A 20,114-nucleotide genomic window follows, 5' to 3' on the forward strand; every position below is an offset into this window, starting at 1 on the left:
ATCAATATGGCCAAAGTATGTGTCCGCAATTCGCCCCTCATTGGCGCGTCATGCACGAAATTGGCTCGGCGTCACGCCGCTCCAGCGCACGAACGCATGCCTGAAACTCGCCGTTTCGCTGAACCCCAGCGTCTCGGCAATCCGGTGGATCGGCCACAGGTGGTCAGCCAGCAACTGTTTGGCGCGTTCAAAGCGCAACTCATCGAGCAGTTCCTGATAGCTGCAGCCCAGGTTATGCAGGTGCCGGCGCAGGGTACGCGCCGAACAGTTCATCTGCTGAGCCAGGCCATCGAGCCCAGGTGCGGCGTGCAGTTGTGTGGCCAGCAACTGGCGGATTCGCCCCAGCCAGGCCTCGCGCCCGGTGAACTCGGTGTTCTGTTTGCGGCAACGTTCGACCATGGCCTGATGGGTGACCGCGTCGGCCAGGGGCAAAGGTTGGGCGAGCCAGCGTTTATCAAAGGCGAACGCGTTGGCGATGGCCTGAAACTGGAGCGGGCAGTCGAAGCTCTCGGCGTAGCGGGTCTGATAATCCGGCGCATCGTGCTCGAACCGAGCGCCCAGCAACGGCAGTGGATGGCCGAGCAAGTCGTCGCAAATGACCTTCAGTGATCCCAGGCACAGCTCGACATTGAAGGCAGTCAGTGCCGGGTTTTCGCGGTAATCGCCGGCCGTGAACCAGATACGTTCGCCGTCCTCTTCCAGGCTCAGTTCGAAGAGTGTTCCCAACAGCGCCGGATACCGCAGGGCCAGGCGCAAAGCGTCACCGAAAGTGGCACTGGTGAGCAGGGCATAGCCCAATAGGCCGTACGAGGAAACATGCATACGCCGGCCAACGATCAAGCCGATATCACGCTGACGGGCCACGGCATTGGCACACACTTGCATCTCCTGATGCGTGGCGATACGCGTGTCGGCGCGGCTCAAATCCGCCGCACAGATGCCGCTGCCGGCCAGCAATGCTTCATGGGGCAAGCCTTCGGCCTCGAAGGTACGCAGCACCAGGGACACGGCATTGAGGGTGGTGAGGTGGGAATGCAGCATGGGAACTTCCAGCCAGGGGATGGCTGGAAGTAGAGCAAGTTACATGCCGGTCAGCTCAGTTCGCCGCACAGGTCCAGTTCCACCAGGCGGCGGACTTCGGCGCTGTCCAGCCCCGCACCAATCAAGGCGTTGAGCTTGCCGAAGGCCGCTTCTCGGGTCATGCCGCCGCCGGACAGTACACCCACGCCGCGCAGGCGGCTGCCGGCTTCGTAGACATCCAGTTCCACGCCGCCTTCATGGCATTGGGTGATCGCGACCACCACCATATCCTGGTCCTGCGCACGCTGGAGACTGGCCAGGAAGGCTGGGTTGTCACTTGGGCCGGTGCCGCTACCGAAGCACTCGAGCACCAGCGCCTGGATGCCGCTGTCGATCAGTGCATCCAGTTGCGCGGCAGTGATGCCAGGAACCAGCGGCAGGACGCCGATGTTGGCCGGGGCCTTGTCGTTGCAGTAATCCAGGGCGGCGGGAAGCTTGTTTGCCAGGGCGACACCGCCATTGCGTTGCAGTGCGGCAAACGGGTTGCGCCCAAAACTGCGAATTTTCGCGCAGCGAGTCGGCGCCATCAGCGCGCCGTGGAAGTACAAGTGCACACCCGGCTTCAGGCCTTCGCCCAAGGCCGTCAACGCACCGCTGACGTTTTCCCAGGCATCGCTGTCGGGCACACCGGCGGGCAGCATCGAACCGGTGAACACCACCGGCGCCGGCAGGCCCAGCAGCTGAAAACTCATGGCCGCCGCGCTGTAGGCCAGGGTGTCGGTGCCGTGCAGGATCAGCACGGCGTCGCAGCCAGCGTCTACCGCCTCGACCACGGCGCTGCGCAGGCGTTGCCAGTAGGCAGGGTTCATGTTGGCGCTGTCGATCAGTGGTGACATTTCCCGGAAGCGCCACGCGGGCAGGTCTGCGTCGGCAAACTGTTCTCGCATGCGCACTTCAAAACCAGACGCGGGCGCCAGGCCATTGGCGCTGGCCTGCATGCCAATGGTGCCGCCGGTATAGAGCACCATGACGTTGTTAGCTGATTGCATCGAAAATCTCCTGAACGAAAAACGCCGCCGGGCCCAGAGCATGCCCAAGGCCGGGCGGCGTGTCATCTAGCCGTGATTAACGTTGCGCTTGAGCGCTCAGTTCAGCTGCCGGAGCCGCCTCGGTTTTCACCGGGTTGGCCGGCCATGCCTTGCGGTCCAGGTCCAGGTCGGGGAACTGGCTGGAGTCGAACACCGGAGTCTTGATGCCCGCTGCGCGCTGGTTGTCGTAGTCGTTGAGGATGCGCATGGCAATCTTGAACAGGAACGCCAGGGCGAACAGGTTGACGAACGCGAGCATGGTCATGGTGATGTCGGCGAAGGCGAACACGGTGCTCAGGTTCTCGATGGAGCCCCAGAAAATCAGCACCAGCACCAAAGCGCGATAACCCATCAGCACCTTGCGGTTGTTGCCGACCAGGAAGCGCAGGTTGCTCTCGCCCAAGTAGTAGTTGTACATGATCGAGGTGAACACGAACAACGCCAGGGCCACCGAGATGAACATGCGGCCCCAGTCACCCACTACCGCCGCCAGGGAGTTCTGGGTCAGGGCAATGCCGTCGCCTTCAAAGCCTGGGGTGTAGAAACCGGACAGCAGGATCAGCAACGCCGTGCAGGTGCAGATCACGAAAGTATCGAGGAACACACTGAACGCTTGCACCACGCCTTGGGCGATCGGGTGTTCTACCGACGCCACTGCCGCCACGTTAGGCGCACTGCCCAGGCCTGCTTCGTTGGCGAACACGCCGCGCTTTACACCCATGATGATCGCGCTGCCCACCAGGCCACCGAAGGCTTGGTCGAGGCCGAACGCGCTCTTGACGATGGTCGCGAGCATGGCCGGTACGTGGTCGAATTGCAGCACGATCACGTACAGGGTCACGGCGATGTAGACCAGGGTCTTGACCGGCACCAGCAGGTCGGCGATCGAGGCGATACGCTTGATCCCGCCGATGAACACCAGGCCCAGCAACACCGCCAGCGCGAGGCCGGTGTAGGTGGTGTCGAGGCCGAAGGCGTTGTTCAGCGAGTGGGTGACAGCGTGGGCTTGCAGGCCGTTGAAGGCAAAGCCGAAGGTCACCAGCAGCAGGAACGCCATGACCATCCCCAGCCAGCGCTTGTGCAGACCGTGCTGGATGTAATACGCCGGGCCGCCACGGTAGGTGCCCTCAGCGTCGGTGCGCTTGTACAACTGGCCGAGGGAGCACTCGATAAAGCTCGAAGACATGCCCACCAGCGCGGTGACCCACATCCAGAACACGGCACCCGGGCCACCCAACGTCACGGCAATGCCGACACCGGCAATGTTACCGGCCCCCACGCGGCCCGCCAGGCTGAGCATCAGCGCCTGGAACGAGCTGAGTTGACCGGCGCTGCTCTTGAGGCTGTCTTTAAACACCGAGAACATGTGGAAAAAGTGACGCAATTGAACGAAACGCGAGCGGATCGTGAAATAACCGCCGAGCCCGACTATGAGCACGATCAGTACTTTCCCTGAGAGGAAGTCGTTGATGACTTCGAGCATGGAGTGTTCCTCGCTGATTTTTCTGATGGCAAACGCAGGACGGTCCGACGCATCGCTCGGCACCAGGCAGTGCACGACGCTCGATCCCCATCCTTTTGCGGGTGTTGTTATTCATGCGCTTTCGCGTGGTTCCCGGGCCTCGTTACCGACAGCCGCAGACGCGAAGAGGGGCGGCACTATACCTAGGCGAGCGTGATCCGTCTGCACGGGGCGATTAAAGGTTTCAGCGCGGTCGCGTAAGGCGAGGAAGGTTTGCGGTGCGATATTAGATTTTTTATGGGCGTCATGGAGCAACCTCAAGGCAAAAAAAAGGGCCTGAAGAACGAGCCTTCAGGCCCTCAAAAGGTGAGAGGTGTCTAGTCCCTCAACCTGGTGAGCGGTGCAACAAACGCTTAGGCCTTCAGCGGGACCAAGCGTGGGGCAATCATGTTTTCGGGGCGCAGGATGTCGTCGAGCATGGCGTCGTCGAGCAAGCCTTCTTCACGCACCAGTTCCAGCACGCCGCGCCCGCTTTCAAGAGCGATACGCGCAATGCGGGTGGCGTTTTCATAGCCGATGTACGGGTTCAGCGCGGTGACCAGGCCGATGGAGTGTTCCACCAGTTCGCGGCAGCGCGCTTCGTTGGCGGTGATGCCGACGATGCAGTGCTCGCGCAGCATGTCCATGGCGCGTTGCAGCAGGCGGATCGAGTCGAAGATCTTGAAGGCGATCAGCGGCTCCATTACGTTCAACTGCAGTTGGCCGCCTTCGGCTGCCATGGTCAGGGCCAGGTCGTTACCGATGACCTGGAACGCTACCTGGTTGACCGCTTCGGGGATCACCGGGTTGACCTTGCCGGGCATGATCGAGCTGCCAGGCTGGCGAGCCGGCAGGTTGATCTCGTTGATGCCGGTGCGTGGGCCGCTGGACAGCAGGCGCAGGTCGTTGCAGATCTTCGACAGCTTCACCGCAGTACGCTTGAGCATGCCGGAGAACAGTACAAAGGCGCCCATGTCGGAGGTGGCTTCGATCAAGTCGGCCGCCGGTACCAGCGGCTGGCCGCTGATGGTGGCCAGGCGTTGTACGGCCAGGGCCTGGTAGCGCGGGTCGGCGTTGATGCCGGTACCGATCGCGGTGCCGCCCAGGTTCACTTCAGTGAGCAGTTCTGGCGCGAGAGTTTTCAGGCGGGCCAGGTCTTCACCCAGGGTGGTGGCGAAGGCGCGGAATTCCTGGCCGAGGGTCATCGGCACGGCGTCTTGCAACTGGGTGCGGCCCATTTTCAGCACATGGCTGAACTCGGCACCTTTGGCGGCGAACGCCTGGATCAGGCTGTCGAGGCTGGCCAGCAGCGCGTCGTGGCCCAGCAGCAGACCCAGGCGGATCGCGGTTGGGTAGGCGTCGTTGGTCGACTGCGCCATGTTCACGTCGTTGTTGGGGTGCAGGTACTGGTATTCGCCCTTCTGGTGACCCATGGCCTCCAGCGCGATGTTGGCGATGACTTCGTTGGCATTCATGTTGGTTGAAGTACCAGCGCCGCCTTGAATCATGTCCACCACGAACTCTTCGTGGAAATCGCCGCGGATCAGACGAGCACAGGCTTCGCTGATGGCGGCGTGCTTGGCTTCGCTGAGCTGGCCCAACTCGCGGTTGGCGTCAGCCGCTGCTTGCTTGACCATTGCCAGACCGACCACCAATTTCGGGTAATGCGAAATCGGAACGCCCGAGAGACGGAAGTTATTCACCGCTCGCAGGGTCTGGATGCCGTAATACGCTTGAGCCGGTACTTCAAGTACGCCAAGCAGGTCTTTTTCGGTACGGAAAGATGCAGCAGAGGACATGACGGAAATCATCTCAATATGGACCCGGAACTGGCCGGAACGCTGCGAATGCTAGGCTTGTAGAACTTTTTGGGCCAATGCTGTTAAACACTGGCCTATGCACAAACGGCATAATGTGGATGTGACCCAGTTATCTTGGCGGGCGTGTGTGCCAAAATGGTGCATTCCGTGGGAGGCAGTGATGAACCTTGAGAGCAAGTGGTTGGAAGACTTCAGCGCCCTGGCAGCGACGCGTAGTTTTTCCCAGGCGGCTGAGCGGCGCTTTGTCACCCAGCCGGCGTTCAGTCGGCGTATCCGTAGCCTGGAAGCCGCGTTGGGGCTGACGCTGGTCAACCGTTCACGCACGCCGGTGGAACTGACGGCGGCCGGGCAGTTGTTTCTGGTGACGGCGCGCACGGTGGTCGAACAGCTGGGCGAAGTGCTGCGCCATTTGCATCACCTGGAAGGCGGGCAGGGTGAAGTCATGCAAGTGGCGGCCGCTCACTCCTTGGCCTTGGGGTTCTTCCCGCGGTGGATCGCGCAGTTGCGCAACGAGGGCTTGAATATCGCCACTCGGCTGGTCGCCACCAACGTCGGCGACGCCGTGCACGCCCTGCGCGAAGGCGGTTGCGACCTGATGCTGGCGTTCTACGACCCGGACGCGGCGATGCAAATGGACGCCGAGATTTTCCCGTCGCTGCACCTGGGCAACACCGAAATGCTCCCGGTGTGCGCCGCCGATGCCGACGGCAAGCCGCTGTTCGACCTGGAAGGCGAGGGCAGCGTGCCGCTGCTGGCCTACAGCGCCGGCGCGTTCCTGGGCCGTTCGGTGAATTTGCTGCTGCGCCAGCGTGCCCTGCGCTTTACTACCATTTACGAAACCGCGATGGCCGACAGCCTCAAGAGCATGGCGCTCGAAGGCTTGGGTATCGCCTGGGTGCCGCAGTTGAGCGTACGTGCAGAGTTAGCACGTGGCGAACTGGTGGTGTGCGGCGGGCCGCAATGGCATGTGCCGCTGGAGATTCGCTTGTATCGCTGCGCGTTGGTGCGCAAGGCCAATGTGCGGTTGTTGTGGCGCAAGCTGGAAGGTGGGGCGGCGCAAGGAGATCGAGGTCTCGCTTGAATGAAATTGAGTGGTTTAGTGCTCAATAGATCGATTTTTGTCATTTTTTGATCATTTTTCTGCCCAAAAAGTATTGTTCAATATGTGATCACTTGCCGGATAAATATTGGCTAGAATACTGATCAAAGGTTTGTGTAAATCCATCTTTTGATCAGGGAACTGCACAAAATGCGAATGACGACGATGAGTGAGCAAGCTATCGCACAAGCGATTGGCTCGCGCGTTGAAGCCTTGAGGGTGAAGAAGAACATCAATCAGGAAACGGTTGCCGAGGAGGCGGGTATTTCCCGCACGACGTTACGGCAGTTGATGGCGGGCAAGGGCACCTTGCTCAATCTGATTGCGGTATTGCGGGTGATCGGGGAACTGGATCGGTTGAGCTCTCTGGTCGAGGAGGTGCGTTCAAGCCCCATCCAGATGGCGAAAATGGCCGGGAAAAAACGTCAGCGCGCCTATACCACCCGCAAAGACTCATCCGAAACCACCTCAGTACCGGGCCAGAAAAAGCGCCTTGTGCCCGACGCAGTCAAGAAGGACACCCGTTGGTGATTGCACAGATCTATTTATGGGGTTTATACGTCGGAGCGCTCAATTGGGACGAGACAACCCAGGTGGGCGAGTTCGAGTTTTCACCCGAGTTTGTCTCCACGGGGCTTGAGATCTCGCCCATTCACATGCCCGCCCGCGCCGGGTACACCTACGCCTTCACTAACCTGAACCGGGAAACCTATAAGGCGCTTCCGGCAATTTTTGCCGACTCGCTTCCGGATGACTTCGGTAATGCATTGATCAACGCATGGTTGGCGCAGCAGGGTCGCGACAAGCTTTCGTTCACGCCGGTGGATCGACTCCTCTACCAAGGTAATCGCGGTATGGGCGCGCTGGAATATCGGCCGGCCATGAACACGGAGGCTAATGAAGCCCAAACCATCGAGATCGCGGCGCTGGCCCAGTTGGCTGGGGAGGTGCTCTCGGGGCGGCAAAGCCTGGAGGACCGGCTGACATCCAATGACCCTAGCGTCGACGACGCCGCGTTGCAGCGCTTGATCCAGGTGGGCACAAGTGCCGGTGGCGCTCGCGCAAAGGCGATCATTGCCATCAATCGCGAAGGGCATATCCGGTCAGGGCAGGTTCCAGCGCCCAAAGGCTATAGCTACTGGTTGCTCAAGTTCGATGTCGCAAAAAACACTGACGTGCTTGCTGACAGCCTGGGTTTTGGTCGCATCGAATATGCCTACCACCTGATGGCCAGGCAAGCCGGTGTGGTAATGACGGAGTGCCGTCTGCTTGAAGAGGGCGGGCGTGCTCATTTCATGACCAAGCGATTCGACCGCACCGATGACGGCGACAAGATTCACACCGCGACCTTGTGCGCACTGGATCATGCCGACTACAAAAAACCGGGTGAGTACTCCTACGCCGAGGCCCTGAACGTGTTTAGGGCGCTGAAACTGGGGCGTCGGGAGGCGGAACAGTTTTTCAGGCGCATGGTGTTCAACGTTATCGCTCGAAATCAGGACGATCACACCAAGAACATCAGCTTTTTGCTGGACACTGACGGTACCTGGTATTTGTCGCCTGCCTATGACATTACCTGGTCCTATATGCCTGGAAACTTCTGGGTCGACAGCCATCAGATGAGCATCAACGGTAAGCGCGACAATTTTGTGGTGGATGACCTGCTCAGTGTGGGCAGCCAGATCAAAGGGCTGAAGGCCAGGCAGATCATCCGTGAGGTGCATGAGGCGGTGGTGCAATGGCCTGTGATCGCTGCAAAAGTGGGGGTCTCGTCGGTGGTGATCGATGCCATTGCCAAGACCCATCGACTGGACCTCGCGCCTGACTCTTAAGTAAAAAAAACCGCCACTTTGCGTCGCTAGACAGATGGTCATCCCAGGGGCTGTTTATCTGGATTATTACGGTATACTGCGCGGCCTTCGGCCGGTCCAACCGGCCGCGTTTCGAGGTCAGAACTCGCCGAGCGAAGATCAGGCAAGGCAAAAACAAGCGAGGAAGCGGAGTTGGCTTTAGCCAATGAGCATTCCGAGTTTGTTTTTAACGCAGCCTGATTGAGCGCAGGCAGTTCTGGCCCGAAACTAATTCGTACAACAAGCCACGCCGGTCTCCCGCGTGGCTTGTTGTTTTTTGACGCGCCTGCGGGCGCCCAGAGAGAAGAGGCACGACGATGAGTGCATTGGTTGGCGTGATCATGGGCTCCAAGTCCGATTGGTCCACCCTTAGCCACACCGCCGATATGCTGGAAAAACTCGGCATTCCGTACGAAGTGAAGGTGGTCTCCGCCCACCGCACCCCGGATTTGCTGTTCCAGTATGCCGATGAAGCAGAATCCCGTGGCATCGAGGTGATCATCGCCGGTGCCGGCGGCGCGGCGCACTTGCCTGGCATGTGTGCGGCCAAGACTCACCTGCCGGTGCTTGGCGTGCCGGTGCAGTCGTCGATGCTCTCGGGCGTGGATTCGCTGTTGTCCATCGTGCAGATGCCGGCCGGCATCCCGGTGGCAACCCTGGCGATCGGCAAGGCCGGCGCGATCAACGCAGCCTTGCTGTCCGCCAGCATCCTGGGCGCCAAGCATCCGCAGTTTCATGCGGCGCTGAAAAAATTCCGTGCTGAGCAGACAGACAGCGTGCTGGACAATCCAGACCCACGCATCGCCTGAGGTTGTTGACGATGAAAATCGGTGTAATCGGTGGCGGCCAACTGGGCCGCATGCTGGCTTTGGCGGGTACGCCGCTGGGGATGAACTTCGTTTTCCTGGACCCGGCGCCGGACGCCTGCGCCGCGGCCCTGGGTGAACACCTGCGCGCTGACTACAGCGACCCGGATCACCTGCGCCAACTGGCCGATGAAGTCGACCTGGTGACCTTCGAATTCGAAAGCGTCCCGGCCGAAACCGTGGCCTTCCTGTCGCAGTTCGTGCCGGTGTACCCGAGCGCCGAAGCCTTGCGCATCGCTCGCGACCGCTGGTTCGAAAAGAGCATGTTCAAGGACCTGGGCATTCCGACGCCGGCCTTCGCCGACATCCAGTCCCAGGCCGACCTGGACGCCGCGGTCGCCAGCATCGGCCTGCCGGCGGTGTTGAAAACCCGTACCCTGGGTTACGACGGCAAGGGTCAGAAAGTCCTGCGTACCGCGGCCGATGTGGTCGGCACTTTTGCCGAGCTGGGCAGCGTTGCCTGCCTGCTGGAAGGCTTCGTGCCGTTCACCGGCGAAGTCTCGCTGATTGCCGTACGCGCCCGTGATGGCGAAACCCGCTTTTACCCGTTGGTGCACAACACCCACGACAGCGGCATTCTCAAGCTCTCCGTGGCCAGCACCGACCACCCGCTGCAGGCCTTGGCCGAAGATTATTCCAGCCGCGTACTCAAACAACTGGATTACGTCGGCGTGATGGCGTTTGAGTTCTTTGAAGTCGACGGTGGCCTCAAGGCCAACGAAATCGCCCCGCGCGTGCACAACTCCGGGCACTGGACTACCGAAGGCGCCGAGTGCAGCCAGTTCGAAAACCACCTTCGGGCGGTGGCGGGCTTGCCGTTGGGCTCCACGGCCAAGGTCGGCGAGAGCGCCATGCTCAACTTCATCGGCGCTGTACCGCCGGTGGAGCGTGTGGTGGCGATCGACGATTGCCACGTGCATCACTACGGCAAGGCCTTCAAGGCCGGGCGCAAGGTCGGCCACGCCAACCTGCGTTGCAAGGACCGTGCGACGCTGCAGGCGCAGATCCTCAAGGTTGAAGCGCTGATCGCTGAACAATAAGCCTGGCCACGGCGGGAACCATTGGGGTTCTGCGTCTCTCTGATTGCAGGATGCCAAAGCCTGACTAGGCTTTGGCATGACTCATACCAATCAGAGGGAAATGCCATGGGTATCATCGGAACCATCTTTATCGGCTTGATCGTCGGCCTGCTGGCGCGCTTCCTCAAGCCTGGCGACGACAGCATGGGCTGGATCATGACCATCCTGCTGGGCAGCGCCGGTTCCTTGGCTGCGACCTACGGCGGTCAGGCCCTGGGGATCTACCAGGCAGGCCAGGGCGCAGGTTTCATCGGCGCGCTGGTGGGTGCCATCGTGTTGCTGGTGATCTACGGCCTGATCAAAAAGAAGTAATCAGCCGACAAAGTCCTCTGCGCTGCGCAGGCGCAGAGGGCTAGAATGCTCGGCACTTGTATTTGCCGAGCCTCTCCATGCGCCGTCTTCTGTTAACGCTTCTTCTGCTGGGCTCTGGCCTGGCGCACGCTGGCGAACTGCCGGAAACCGACTGGCTCGACCTGATGCCGCTGTCGGATCAGAAAGCCCTCGAGGCCATGCCCGAGATCGACCATAACTCCCCCGAAGCCCAAGGCACGTTCACCGACAAGGGTGGCTTGAAGCAGAGCAAGGGCCTGCCTGCGGTGATGTATTCCACCAAGACCGTAGCGGCCATGAACGGCAAGAATATCCGCATTGGCGGCTATCCGGTGCCGCTTGAAACGGATGCCAAGGGCCGCAGCACGCTGTTCTTCCTGGTGCCTTACCCGGGCGCGTGTATCCATGTTCCGCCACCGCCGCCCAACCAACTGGTGCTGGTGCGCTATCCCAAGGGGCTGAAGCTGGATGATATCTACACGCCGCTGTGGGTCACGGGCACGTTGAAGGTGGAGAAGGTCAATAACGACTTGGCGGATGCCGCGTATGCGCTGGAGGCCGGGAAGGTGCGGGTGGTGCAGGAGTCTGATCTCTAAAGCCCAAAGCATAACCCCTGTGGGAGCTGGCTTGCCTGCGATAGCAGCGCCTCGGTGTTCCTGACACATCGAGTTGTCTGCATCGCAGGCAAGCCAGCTCCCACATTGGATTGGGTTTACAAGGCCAGGGCCGTGATGCTCACGCCCAAGGTGTGGCTTTCACCGGGCGCGAGGTTCACCACATCGTCCAGCACGTTGGCCGTCTCGATGCACAACATACCCTGCCAGCCGTCATCGGCCATATCGTCGAAAGCCTTGGCGCGTTCGGTCCAGGGGTTCCAGACCACGGTGGATTTCGAGCCTTCGCTGATGAGCTGGATACGGCGCTGCCAATCGCTATCGACGATATTCAGCTGTGCCGGCGTATTCAGGTAAATGCGGTCTGTTTCGGCGCTGAAGTGCAGCAGCCCGGCTTGCTGCTTCTCGGTCCACCCGTCGGCGGTATCGATGTAATCCACGCCGTCCAGGCCCTCGACCTGCACCTTGCGCACATCGCTCACGGCGAAGTAGGTGTGCAATGCCTGGCTGAGGGTCACGGTGTCGGCGCCGCGGTTGTGGCTGGTCAGGCGGATGTGCAGTTGGTCGTCCAGCAGCAGGCTCAGCGTCAGGTCTACCTGATGGGGCCAGCCTGGAAAACCGCCAGCCGGCACCGGCAATACCAGGTCCACTCGCAGCGTCTGGCCGTCGAGTTCGGTGGCGGCCAGTTCCCAGCGGGCGGTGCGCACAAAACCATGGGCGCCGGCAGGCTGGTCGCTCTGGCGCATGGCTTTGACGCTTTGCGGGTTGCGGTCGAACACCCCGAACCACGGCCAGCACACCGGTACGCCAGTACGAATGCCTTTGCCCTGCTTGAACACGGCCTCAGGGTTCGGCCAGATCAGCGGCTGTTCGCCCTCGCGCTGGTAACTGAAGATATGCGCACCCTGTTGGGCCACCATCAACTCGGCGCCGTTGTGGCGGATGCGCCAGCAGTCCAGCTCGTCGACTTTTACCGTCTCAACGTGGGGCGTAGGCATAACAAAGCTCTCTTAGTGGCAGGCAATGGGGCAATTGACCGTCAAAACCCGGCGAGGTTTAACGCGCCCGTGACGGTACCGAGCGCGTGCGGCCGCTGCCATCGATGGCGACGAACACAAATACGGCTTCGGTCACCTTGCGCCATTCGCTGGACAACGGATCGTCGCTCCACACTTCGACCATCATCTGGATCGAGCTGCGGCCGATTTCCAGGGCCTGGGTATAGAAGGAAAGCTGCGCGCCCACGGCCACCGGCACCAGGAACGCCATGCGATCGATGGCCACGGTGGCCACGCGCCCACCGGCGACCTTGCTGGCCATTGCCGTGCCGGCCAGGTCCATCTGCGCGACCAGCCAGCCGCCGAAGATATCGCCAAAGCCGTTGGTTTCACGCGGAAGCGCGGTGATTTGCAGGGCGAGATCGCCTTGCGGGATAGGATCTTCTTGTTCGAGTTCGATCATGCCGAGGGTGCCTCTGACCCGTGACTCTTGGACTATGTAATCGGTGAATAGCCGTCTTGGAAAAACGATTCAGCCCCGAACATACTACGTTCGTCACGTTTTTCGAAAGGCGCCTTGAGGGAAACTCTGCGAAATCGGCTGGCCGGTGCCAACGACGGTTTCGCGCAACTTCCACGCAATAGACAGGTGCAGGGCTGGGAGTATATCGGTCGATAGCCTGCGCGACGACCGTCTGCTCCTGATTTTGTGCATCTATATAAACGAGTTCCAGGCGTCAAAAAAATGGCCAAAACGGTCATTCAACTTGAGGGGTTTGACCATTGTTTCTTTTTAACGCTGGCCCTCAGTATTTGATGGCGTTTTCGGCGCCCCCCATAATAATTCGGAAAGGGAATAAGTGACTTCGCAAGTGGGGATGCTTGCGAGGTGATGCTGATACGGCGCAAGGGTTTGGACTGTGCTTTTCCGGGCAATTTGCTATCGTGCCGGACCTGCCAGGCGCAAACCCACGCTGTTGCGGATTCCTGATCTGACTAATAAGAGAAGCCTTGCCATGACCACAGTGCCTTCAAGCATTGCGCCGCCCGCACGACCGCTTAACCGCAACGACTACAAAACCCTGTCGCTGTCTGCCCTGGGTGGGGCGCTGGAGTTCTACGATTTCATCATCTTCGTGTTTTTCGCCACCGTGGTCGGGAAACTGTTCTTCCCCGTCGACATGCCCGAATGGCTGCGCATGATGCAGACCTTCGGCATCTTCGCGGCCGGCTACCTGGCGCGCCCCCTGGGCGGCATCATCATGGCGCACTTCGGTGACCTGCTGGGCCGTAAGAAGATGTTCACCTTGAGCATCTTCATGATGGCCGTGCCGACCCTGATCATGGGCCTGCTGCCGACCTACGCACAGATCGGCCTGTGGGCGCCGCTGCTGCTGTTGTTGATGCGCGTGATCCAGGGCGCGGCGATTGGTGGCGAAGTGCCGGGCGCCTGGGTGTTCGTCTCCGAACACGTCCCGCCGCGCCACATCGGCTATGCCTGCGGCACCCTGACCAGCGGCCTCACCGCCGGTATTCTGCTGGGCTCGTTGGTGGCTACCGCTATCCATAGCGCCTATACACCGGAACAGGTCTCTGATTACGCCTGGCGGATTCCTTTCCTGCTTGGCGGTGTATTCGGTCTGTTGTCGGTGTATCTGCGCCGCTGGCTGCATGAAACGCCGATCTTCGCTGAGATGCAGCAACGCAAGACGCTGGCGGCCGAGCTGCCGTTGCGCGCGGTGTTGCGCGATCACCGTGGCGCCATTGTATTGTCGATGCTGTTGACCTGGCTGCTGTCGGCCGGCGTTGTCGTCGTCATCCTCATGACGCCGACCGTATTGCAAACCGTCTACCACTTCAGCCCCACGGTGGCGCTGCAGGCCAACAGCCTGGCCATCGTGACCCTGAGCCTGGGCTGCATTGCCTCGGGTGCCCTGGCCGACCGTTTTGGTGCCGGTCGCGTATTGGTCACCGGTTGCGCGCTGCTGCTGGCAACCTCTTGGACGCTGTATCACAGCCTGATGGCGCATCCCGACTGGCTATTCCCGCTGTACGCCTTGACCGGTCTGTTTGTCGGTACCATCGGCGTGGTGCCCTACGTGATGGTCAAAGCCTTCCCGCCGGTGGTGCGCTTCAGCGGCCTGTCGTTCTCCTACAACGTCGCCTATGCCGTATTCGGTGGACTGACGCCATTGGCGGTGTCGCTGCTGATGAAGGAGAGCCCGATGGGCCCGGCTTACTATGTGGCCGTCCTATGCGTGATGGGGATGCTGGTAGGTGGGTATCTGTGGAAACGCGGCCGCTAAAGCCAGCCTGATCCACTGTGGCGAGGGAGCTTGCTCCCGCTGGGTCGCGAAGCGGCCCTTAAAGATGGGACTGCTGCGCAGTCCAACGGGAGCAAGCTCCCTCGCCACAAGGAACGTGTCTGTTCCGTTTTTACTTCGCATACCCTCGCTTCCCGATAGTGGCCTTTCATCTAATTGTCATATTTCAGACATAGAGTGTTCACACGGCCTGCCGATACTTGGCCCCGATCCAATTATCCCTATCTGCTAGGAGCAAGGCATGAAACTGAAACGTTTGATGGCGGCAATGACTTTTGTCGCTGCTGGCGTTGCGACCGCCAACGCGGTGGCCGCTGGTGTTGATCCGGCAATCCCGGCGTACGTCAAGACCACTGGTGTGTCGGGTAACCTGTCCAGCGTCGGCTCCGACACCCTGGCTAACCTGATGACTTTGTGGGCTGAGGGTTACAAAAAGGAATACCCGAACGTCAACATCCAGATTCAAGCTGCCGGCTCCGCCACCGCGCCACCTGCGCTGACTGAAGGCACCTCCAACCTGGGCCCGATGAGCCGCAAGATGAAGGACACGGAACTTGCGGCCTTCGAGCAGAAGTACGGCTACAAGCCAACCGCTATCCCGGTTGCCGTGGATGCCTTGGCGGTGTTCGTGCACAAGGACAACCCGATCCAGCACCTGACCATGGAGCAAGTCGACGCGATCTTCTCCTCGACTCGCCTGTGCGGCGCCAAAGCTGACGTTAAAACCTGGGGCGACCTGGGTGTGACCGGCGACCTGGCCAACAAGCCAGTGCAATTGTTCGGTCGTAACTCGGTATCCGGCACCTACGGCTACTTCAAGGAAGAAGCCCTGTGCAAAGGCGACTACAAGCCAAACGTGAACGAACAACCGGGCTCGGCTTCGGTCGTGCAGTCGATCAGCTCCTCGCTGAACGGCATCGGTTACTCGGGCATCGGCTACAAGACCGCCAGCGTGAAGACCGTGCCACTGGCCAAGAAAGGCAGCACTGACTACATCGAAGACTCCGAAGAAAACGCCCTGAACGGCAAATACCCGCTGTCGCGTTTCCTCTACGTGTATGTCAACAAAGCCCCGAACAAGCCTCTGGCGCCGCTGGAAGCTGAGTTCGTGAAACTGGTGCTGTCCAAGCAGGGCCAGGAAGTGGTGGTCAAAGACGGCTACATCCCACTGCCAGCCAAAGTCGCCGCCAAGGCCCTGGCTGACCTGGGTTTGAAAGAAGGCAACTAAGCCTGCGATACCTGATGTAGACGCATGCTTTTTTGTGGGAGCGGGCTTGCCCGCGATGCTGGCGACGCGGTTTAGCGTTGAAATCGTGTTGATGCCATCGCGGGCAAGCCCGCTCCCACATAAGCAGTCTGCATCCCTAATTTTTTATCCGCTGCCAGCCCTGCTTCGCGGCGGATTTGTTGCGTCACTGCACTGTCATCTTTCTGTCATACAGGATCGCTAGGGTGTGCGCATGAATGATCTGGCCAATTCCACCATGACGACGACTTCCCCTCCCAAGCGCATTGATTTCAATACGCCTGAGCTGCAACGCAAGCGCCGCATTCGCGCGCTCAAGGATCGCTTCACCCGTTGGTATGTGCTGGTCGGCGGCCTCGCCGTGCTGGCTGCCATTACCCTGATCTTCTTCTTCCTCGCCTACGTGGTCGCGCCCCTGTTCCAGGGCGCCTCGTTGACCAAGGAAGACGCGTTGACGCCCGCCTGGATGCAAGACGCCGGCAAGCCGTTGATGATTTCCCTCGAAGAACAGAACCAAGTCGCCATGCGGGTTTCCGACAAAGGCCAGGCGCTGTTCTTTGCCGTGGACACCGGTGCCGAGCTCAAGCGTGTCGACCTGCCGATTCCCGCCGGTACCAGCGTTGCTTCCATTGGTGAAGACCAGCCGGGCAGCCCGCTGGTGATCCTCGGCTTGTCCAATGGCCAGTCCCTGGTGTTCCGCCACACCTATAAGGTGTCGTACCCGGACGGCAAGAAGACCATCACCCCGGCGATCGAATACCCCTACGGCGAAACGCCGATCGTGCTGGATGACGCCGGCCGCCCGCTGGAACACGTTGCGCTCAACGCCACCGACACCTCCCTGGTGGTGGCCGGTTCCGCCGGTTCGCACTTGAACGTGCTGACCCTGAGCCGTGAAGAAAACATGATGACCGGTGAAGTCACCAGCGAGCAGAAGCGTGTCGAGCTGCCGCAGATGACCGAGCCGGTGAAGGCGATCTTCATCGACCCACGCCAGCAGTGGCTGTATGTGATCAACGGCCGTGCCCTGGCCGACGTGTTCAGCCTGCGCGACAAGAGCCTCAACGGGCGCTACAAACTGCTGGAAGACGCCGACACGGAGATCACCGCCAGCACCCAGTTGGTTGGTGGTATCTCGCTGATCCTGGGTAACTCCAAAGGCGGCCTGGCCCAGTGGTTCATGGCCCGTGACCCGGATGGCGAACAGCGTCTGAAGCAGATCCGCACCTTCCAGATGGGCACTGCGCCCATCGTCGAGATCAGCGCTGAAGAGCGCCGCAAAGGCTTCACCGCCCTGGATGCTGCTGGCCAGTTCGGCGTGTTCCACAGCACCGCCCACCGCACCTTGCTGGTGGACCCGGTGGTCGATGGCGAGGGCCTGTTCGGCATGTCGCCACGGGCCAACCGTGTGATCGTCGAGGCGGGCGGCAAGCTGCAACCGCTGTTGCTCGATAACCCGCACCCGGAAGTGTCGTGGAGCGCGTTGTGGAGCAAGGTCTGGTACGAAAACTACGACGAGCCTAAATACGTCTGGCAGTCCACGGCCGCCAACACTGATTTTGAACCCAAGATGAGCCTGGCCCCGTTGACCTTCGGTACCTTGAAGGCCGCGTTCTACGCCATGTTGCTGGCGGCGCCACTGGCGGTTGCCGCAGCGATCTACACCGCTTACTTCATGGCGCCGAGCCTGCGCCGCAAGGTCAAGCCGGTGATCGAGCTGATGGAAGCCATGCCGACGGTGATCCTCGGCTTCTTCGCCGGCCTGTTCCTGGCGCCGTATGTGGAAGGCCACCTGCCGGGCATTTTCAGCCTGTTGATGCTGTTGCCGATTGGCATCCTGGTGGCTGGCTTTGTCTTCAGCCGCTTGCCTGAGTCGATCCGTCTGCGCGTTCCCGATGGTTGGGAAAGCGCGATCCTGATCCCGGTGATCCTGTTCGTGGGCTGGCTCTCGCTGTACATGAGCCCGTACCTGGAAACCTGGTTCTTCGGCGGTGACATGCGCATGTGGATCTCCCACGATCTAGGCATTACCTACGACCAGCGCAACGCGTTGGTGGTCGGCCTGGCCATGGGTTTTGCGGTAATCCCGAACATTTACTCCATCGCTGAAGACGCCGTGTTCAGCGTGCCACGCGGCCTGACCCTGGGCTCCCTGGCCTTGGGCGCCACGCCGTGGCAGACCATGACCCGCGTGGTCATCCTCACCGCCAGCCCGGGCATCTTCTCGGCGCTGATGATCGGCATGGGCCGCGCTGTGGGCGAGACCATGATCGTGCTGATGGCCACCGGTAACACCCCGGTGATGGAGATGAATCTGTTCGAGGGCCTGCGCACCCTGGCGGCCAACGTTGCGGTGGAGATGCCCGAGTCGGAAGTGGGCGGCAGTCATTACCGCGTGCTGTTCCTCTCGGCGCTGGTGCTGCTGTTGTTCACCTTCATCATGAACACCCTCGCCGAGCTGATTCGTCAGCGTCTGCGCAAGAAATACTCGTCGCTTTAAGAAAGGTAGAAGTCTGTGAAACAGAACTCCCTGAATGGATGGTTCAAGAGCGGCGCCCCAGGCGTCTGGATCAGCGGTGGCGCGGTGTCCATCGCGGTCATCATGACCATTGGTTTGCTGGCGGTGATTGCGGTGCGGGGCCTGGGCCATTTCTGGCCGGCCGACCTGATCCAGGCCAACTACAACGTGCCAGGCCAGGCCAACCACATCGTCATCGGCGAAGTGGTGCAGAAAGAAGAAGTGCCGCGTGAGCGCCTAAAAAGCGCAGGCCTGCCGGTACCGGACCAAGGCCCGGAATTCATGACCCGCGAGCTGATCAAGGTTGGCAACCGCGACCTGAACGGCAACGACTTCACCTGGATTGTCGGTGAGTGGCTGAAGGACCAGACCAAGCCTGCGAACCTGATGGCCATCGAGCGTCGTGAGTGGGGCAACTTCTACGGCACCCTGGTCAACGTCAAGCAGGACGGCAAGGTGATTGCCGAAGGCGAGGCTGCGTGGCCGGAGCTGCAAGCCCGAGTGGACCGCGTGAACAAGCTGGCCGCTCAGCTCAAGAGCCTGGAAAAAACCGATATTGGCGCGATCAACGCAGGGCTGGAGCGCATCCGCCTGCACGGTCGCAAGCTGGAATTGGAAGGCAAGCTCGACGCCGCCGCCCAGGCTGACATGGACGCCGACCGCGCCGAGCTGAACGCCCGCTACCAGGACATCGAAGCGCGCCTGGCCGACCTGCATGCACAGTTCAACCGCGACGCTCTGACGGCGCGTGACGGCAACGGCAAGGAAGTGGAAATCGGCATCGGCAAAGTGGTGCACGCCTACCAGCCGAACGCCATGGGCACGATGACCAAGATCGGTTTCTACTTCAGCAAGGTCTGGGAATTCCTCAGCGATGACCCACGGGAAGCCAACACCGAAGGCGGGATCTTCCCGGCCATCTTCGGCACCGTGATGATGACCTTGATCATGGCAATGATCGTGACCCCGTTTGGCGTACTGGCCGCGGTGTACCTGCGTGAATACGCCAAGCAGAACACATTGACGCGCATCATCCGCATCGCCGTGAACAACCTGGCCGGTGTACCGGCTATCGTCTACGGCGTGTTCGGCCTGGGTTTCTTCGTGTATGTATTGGGGGGCTCGGTCGACCGTCTGTTCTTCGCTGAAGCCCTGCCGGCGCCGACCTTCGGTACGCCGGGGCTGCTCTGGGCCTCGCTGACCCTGGCGCTGCTGGCGGTGCCGGTGGTGATCGTGGCCACCGAAGAGGGCTTGGCGCGCATTCCCCGCACCGTGCGTGAAGGCTCCCTGGCACTCGGCGCGACCAAGGCGGAAACGCTGTGGAAGATCGTACTGCCGATGGCCAGCCCGGCGATGATGACCGGCATGATCCTCGCCGTGGCGCGTGCCGCCGGTGAGGTGGCACCGCTGATGCTAGTGGGTGTGGTGAAGCTGGCGCCGTCGCTGCCGCTGGATGGCAACTACCCGTACTTGCACCTGGACCAGAAGATCATGCACCTGGGCTTCCATATTTATGACGTCGGCTTCCAGAGCCCTAACGTCGAAGCCGCACGGCCGTTGGTGTACGCCACCGCCTTGCTGCTGGTACTGGTGATTGCCACGCTCAACCTGTCGGCGGTGTGGATTCGTAACCACCTGCGCGAGAAGTACAAGGCGTTGGACAGTTAATGCGATCCAATGTGGGAGCTGGCTTGCCTGCGATGCAGACGACGCGGTGTATCAGTAAGACCGCAGTGATGCCATCGCAGGCAAGCCAGCTCC

Annotated in this window: 17 protein-coding genes and 1 pseudogene; 12 read left to right on the top strand and 6 right to left on the bottom strand. The window is 60.8% G+C overall.

Translation table 11 applies throughout. From position 1 onward, the window contains the following. Positions 1-48: 48 nt before the first annotated feature. The 4 genes from CER19_RS26075 to aspA all read right to left on the bottom strand — a co-directional run bounded on the left by CER19_RS26075 (position 49) and on the right by aspA (position 5,408). The gene (locus tag CER19_RS26075; RefSeq protein WP_116668500.1) at positions 49-1,041 is read right to left on the bottom strand and encodes an AraC family transcriptional regulator; all 993 of its coding nucleotides are present in this window, start codon (positions 1,039-1,041) and stop codon (positions 49-51) included. 50 nt (positions 1,042-1,091) lie between these two features. Further along, positions 1,092-2,069 carry an asparaginase gene (locus CER19_RS26080; protein WP_116668501.1) on the bottom strand — a complete coding sequence of 326 codons (978 nt, stop codon included), beginning with the start codon at positions 2,067-2,069 and terminating at the stop codon, positions 1,092-1,094. 76 nt (positions 2,070-2,145) lie between these two features. After that, positions 2,146-3,591, bottom strand: a complete 1,446-nt coding sequence (locus CER19_RS26085; protein WP_034129133.1) for a sodium:alanine symporter family protein — start codon at positions 3,589-3,591, stop codon at positions 2,146-2,148. A gap of 392 nt (positions 3,592-3,983) precedes the next feature. Next, positions 3,984-5,408: an aspartate ammonia-lyase gene (gene aspA, locus CER19_RS26090; protein WP_003195657.1), complete on the bottom strand. Its 1,425-nt coding sequence runs from the start codon at positions 5,406-5,408 to the stop codon at positions 3,984-3,986. Between the two features lie 181 nt (positions 5,409-5,589). Between aspA and CER19_RS26095 the strand changes: the two genes are divergently transcribed. From CER19_RS26095 to CER19_RS26125, 7 genes are all read left to right on the top strand, one after another. Continuing rightward, on the top strand, positions 5,590-6,510 hold the full coding sequence (locus CER19_RS26095) for a LysR substrate-binding domain-containing protein (protein WP_003195655.1): 921 nt from the start codon (positions 5,590-5,592) through the stop codon (positions 6,508-6,510). A 183-nt stretch (positions 6,511-6,693) separates the two neighbouring features. Continuing rightward, positions 6,694-7,059: a helix-turn-helix domain-containing protein gene (locus CER19_RS26100; protein ID WP_256660541.1), complete on the top strand. Its 366-nt coding sequence runs from the start codon at positions 6,694-6,696 to the stop codon at positions 7,057-7,059. Next, positions 7,056-8,360, top strand: a complete 1,305-nt coding sequence (locus CER19_RS26105) for a type II toxin-antitoxin system HipA family toxin (RefSeq protein WP_116668503.1) — start codon at positions 7,056-7,058, stop codon at positions 8,358-8,360. Before CER19_RS26100 ends, CER19_RS26105 begins: the two co-directional genes overlap by 4 nt. A 335-nt stretch (positions 8,361-8,695) precedes the next feature. Further along, positions 8,696-9,187, top strand: coding sequence for a 5-(carboxyamino)imidazole ribonucleotide mutase (purE, locus tag CER19_RS26110; RefSeq protein ID WP_003213411.1), 492 nt, complete (start codon positions 8,696-8,698; stop codon positions 9,185-9,187). An 11-nt stretch (positions 9,188-9,198) separates the two neighbouring features. Next, a complete protein-coding gene (locus CER19_RS26115) occupies positions 9,199-10,284 on the top strand; it encodes a 5-(carboxyamino)imidazole ribonucleotide synthase (RefSeq protein WP_116668504.1) in 1,086 nt (361 codons plus the stop codon). Between the two features lie 105 nt (positions 10,285-10,389). Further along, positions 10,390-10,635, top strand: a complete 246-nt coding sequence (locus CER19_RS26120) for a GlsB/YeaQ/YmgE family stress response membrane protein (RefSeq protein WP_116668505.1) — start codon at positions 10,390-10,392, stop codon at positions 10,633-10,635. Positions 10,636-10,712: 77 nt separating this feature from the next. Next, on the top strand, positions 10,713-11,249 hold the full coding sequence (locus CER19_RS26125; protein ID WP_057701925.1) for a DUF3299 domain-containing protein: 537 nt from the start codon (positions 10,713-10,715) through the stop codon (positions 11,247-11,249). A gap of 116 nt (positions 11,250-11,365) precedes the next feature. Here the strand turns inward: CER19_RS26125 and CER19_RS26130 are convergent, their stop codons facing one another. After that, entirely contained in the window at positions 11,366-12,265 is a 900-nt protein-coding gene (locus CER19_RS26130; RefSeq protein WP_116668506.1) for a D-hexose-6-phosphate mutarotase, read from the bottom strand. A 58-nt stretch (positions 12,266-12,323) separates the two neighbouring features. Continuing rightward, positions 12,324-12,728 carry an acyl-CoA thioesterase gene (locus tag CER19_RS26135; protein WP_003176975.1) on the bottom strand — a complete coding sequence of 135 codons (405 nt, stop codon included), beginning with the start codon at positions 12,726-12,728 and terminating at the stop codon, positions 12,324-12,326. 562 nt (positions 12,729-13,290) lie between these two features. Here CER19_RS26135 and CER19_RS26140 point away from each other — a divergent pair. The 5 genes and pseudogenes from CER19_RS26140 to pstA all read left to right on the top strand — a co-directional run bounded on the left by CER19_RS26140 (position 13,291) and on the right by pstA (position 20,021). Continuing rightward, positions 13,291-14,571, top strand: a complete 1,281-nt coding sequence (locus CER19_RS26140; RefSeq protein ID WP_165861679.1) for an MFS transporter — start codon at positions 13,291-13,293, stop codon at positions 14,569-14,571. Positions 14,572-14,580: 9 nt separating this feature from the next. Next, positions 14,581-14,682 (top strand): annotated as a pseudogene (locus CER19_RS29515) (N-acetyltransferase); the annotation flags it as partial. Positions 14,683-14,830: 148 nt separating this feature from the next. After that, entirely contained in the window at positions 14,831-15,817 is a 987-nt protein-coding gene (locus tag CER19_RS26145; RefSeq protein WP_003195633.1) for a phosphate ABC transporter substrate-binding protein PstS, read from the top strand. A gap of 484 nt (positions 15,818-16,301) precedes the next feature. After that, the gene (locus CER19_RS26150; protein ID WP_178088138.1) at positions 16,302-18,335 is read left to right on the top strand and encodes an ABC transporter permease subunit; all 2,034 of its coding nucleotides are present in this window, start codon (positions 16,302-16,304) and stop codon (positions 18,333-18,335) included. Between the two features lie 15 nt (positions 18,336-18,350). Then, positions 18,351-20,021, top strand: a complete 1,671-nt coding sequence (gene pstA, locus CER19_RS26155) for a phosphate ABC transporter permease PstA (protein ID WP_034129126.1) — start codon at positions 18,351-18,353, stop codon at positions 20,019-20,021. Positions 20,022-20,114 lie beyond the last annotated feature (93 nt).

The organism is Pseudomonas sp. GL93, from assembly GCF_003408955.1.
GTDB lineage: Bacteria > Pseudomonadota > Gammaproteobacteria > Pseudomonadales > Pseudomonadaceae > Aquipseudomonas > Aquipseudomonas paracarnis.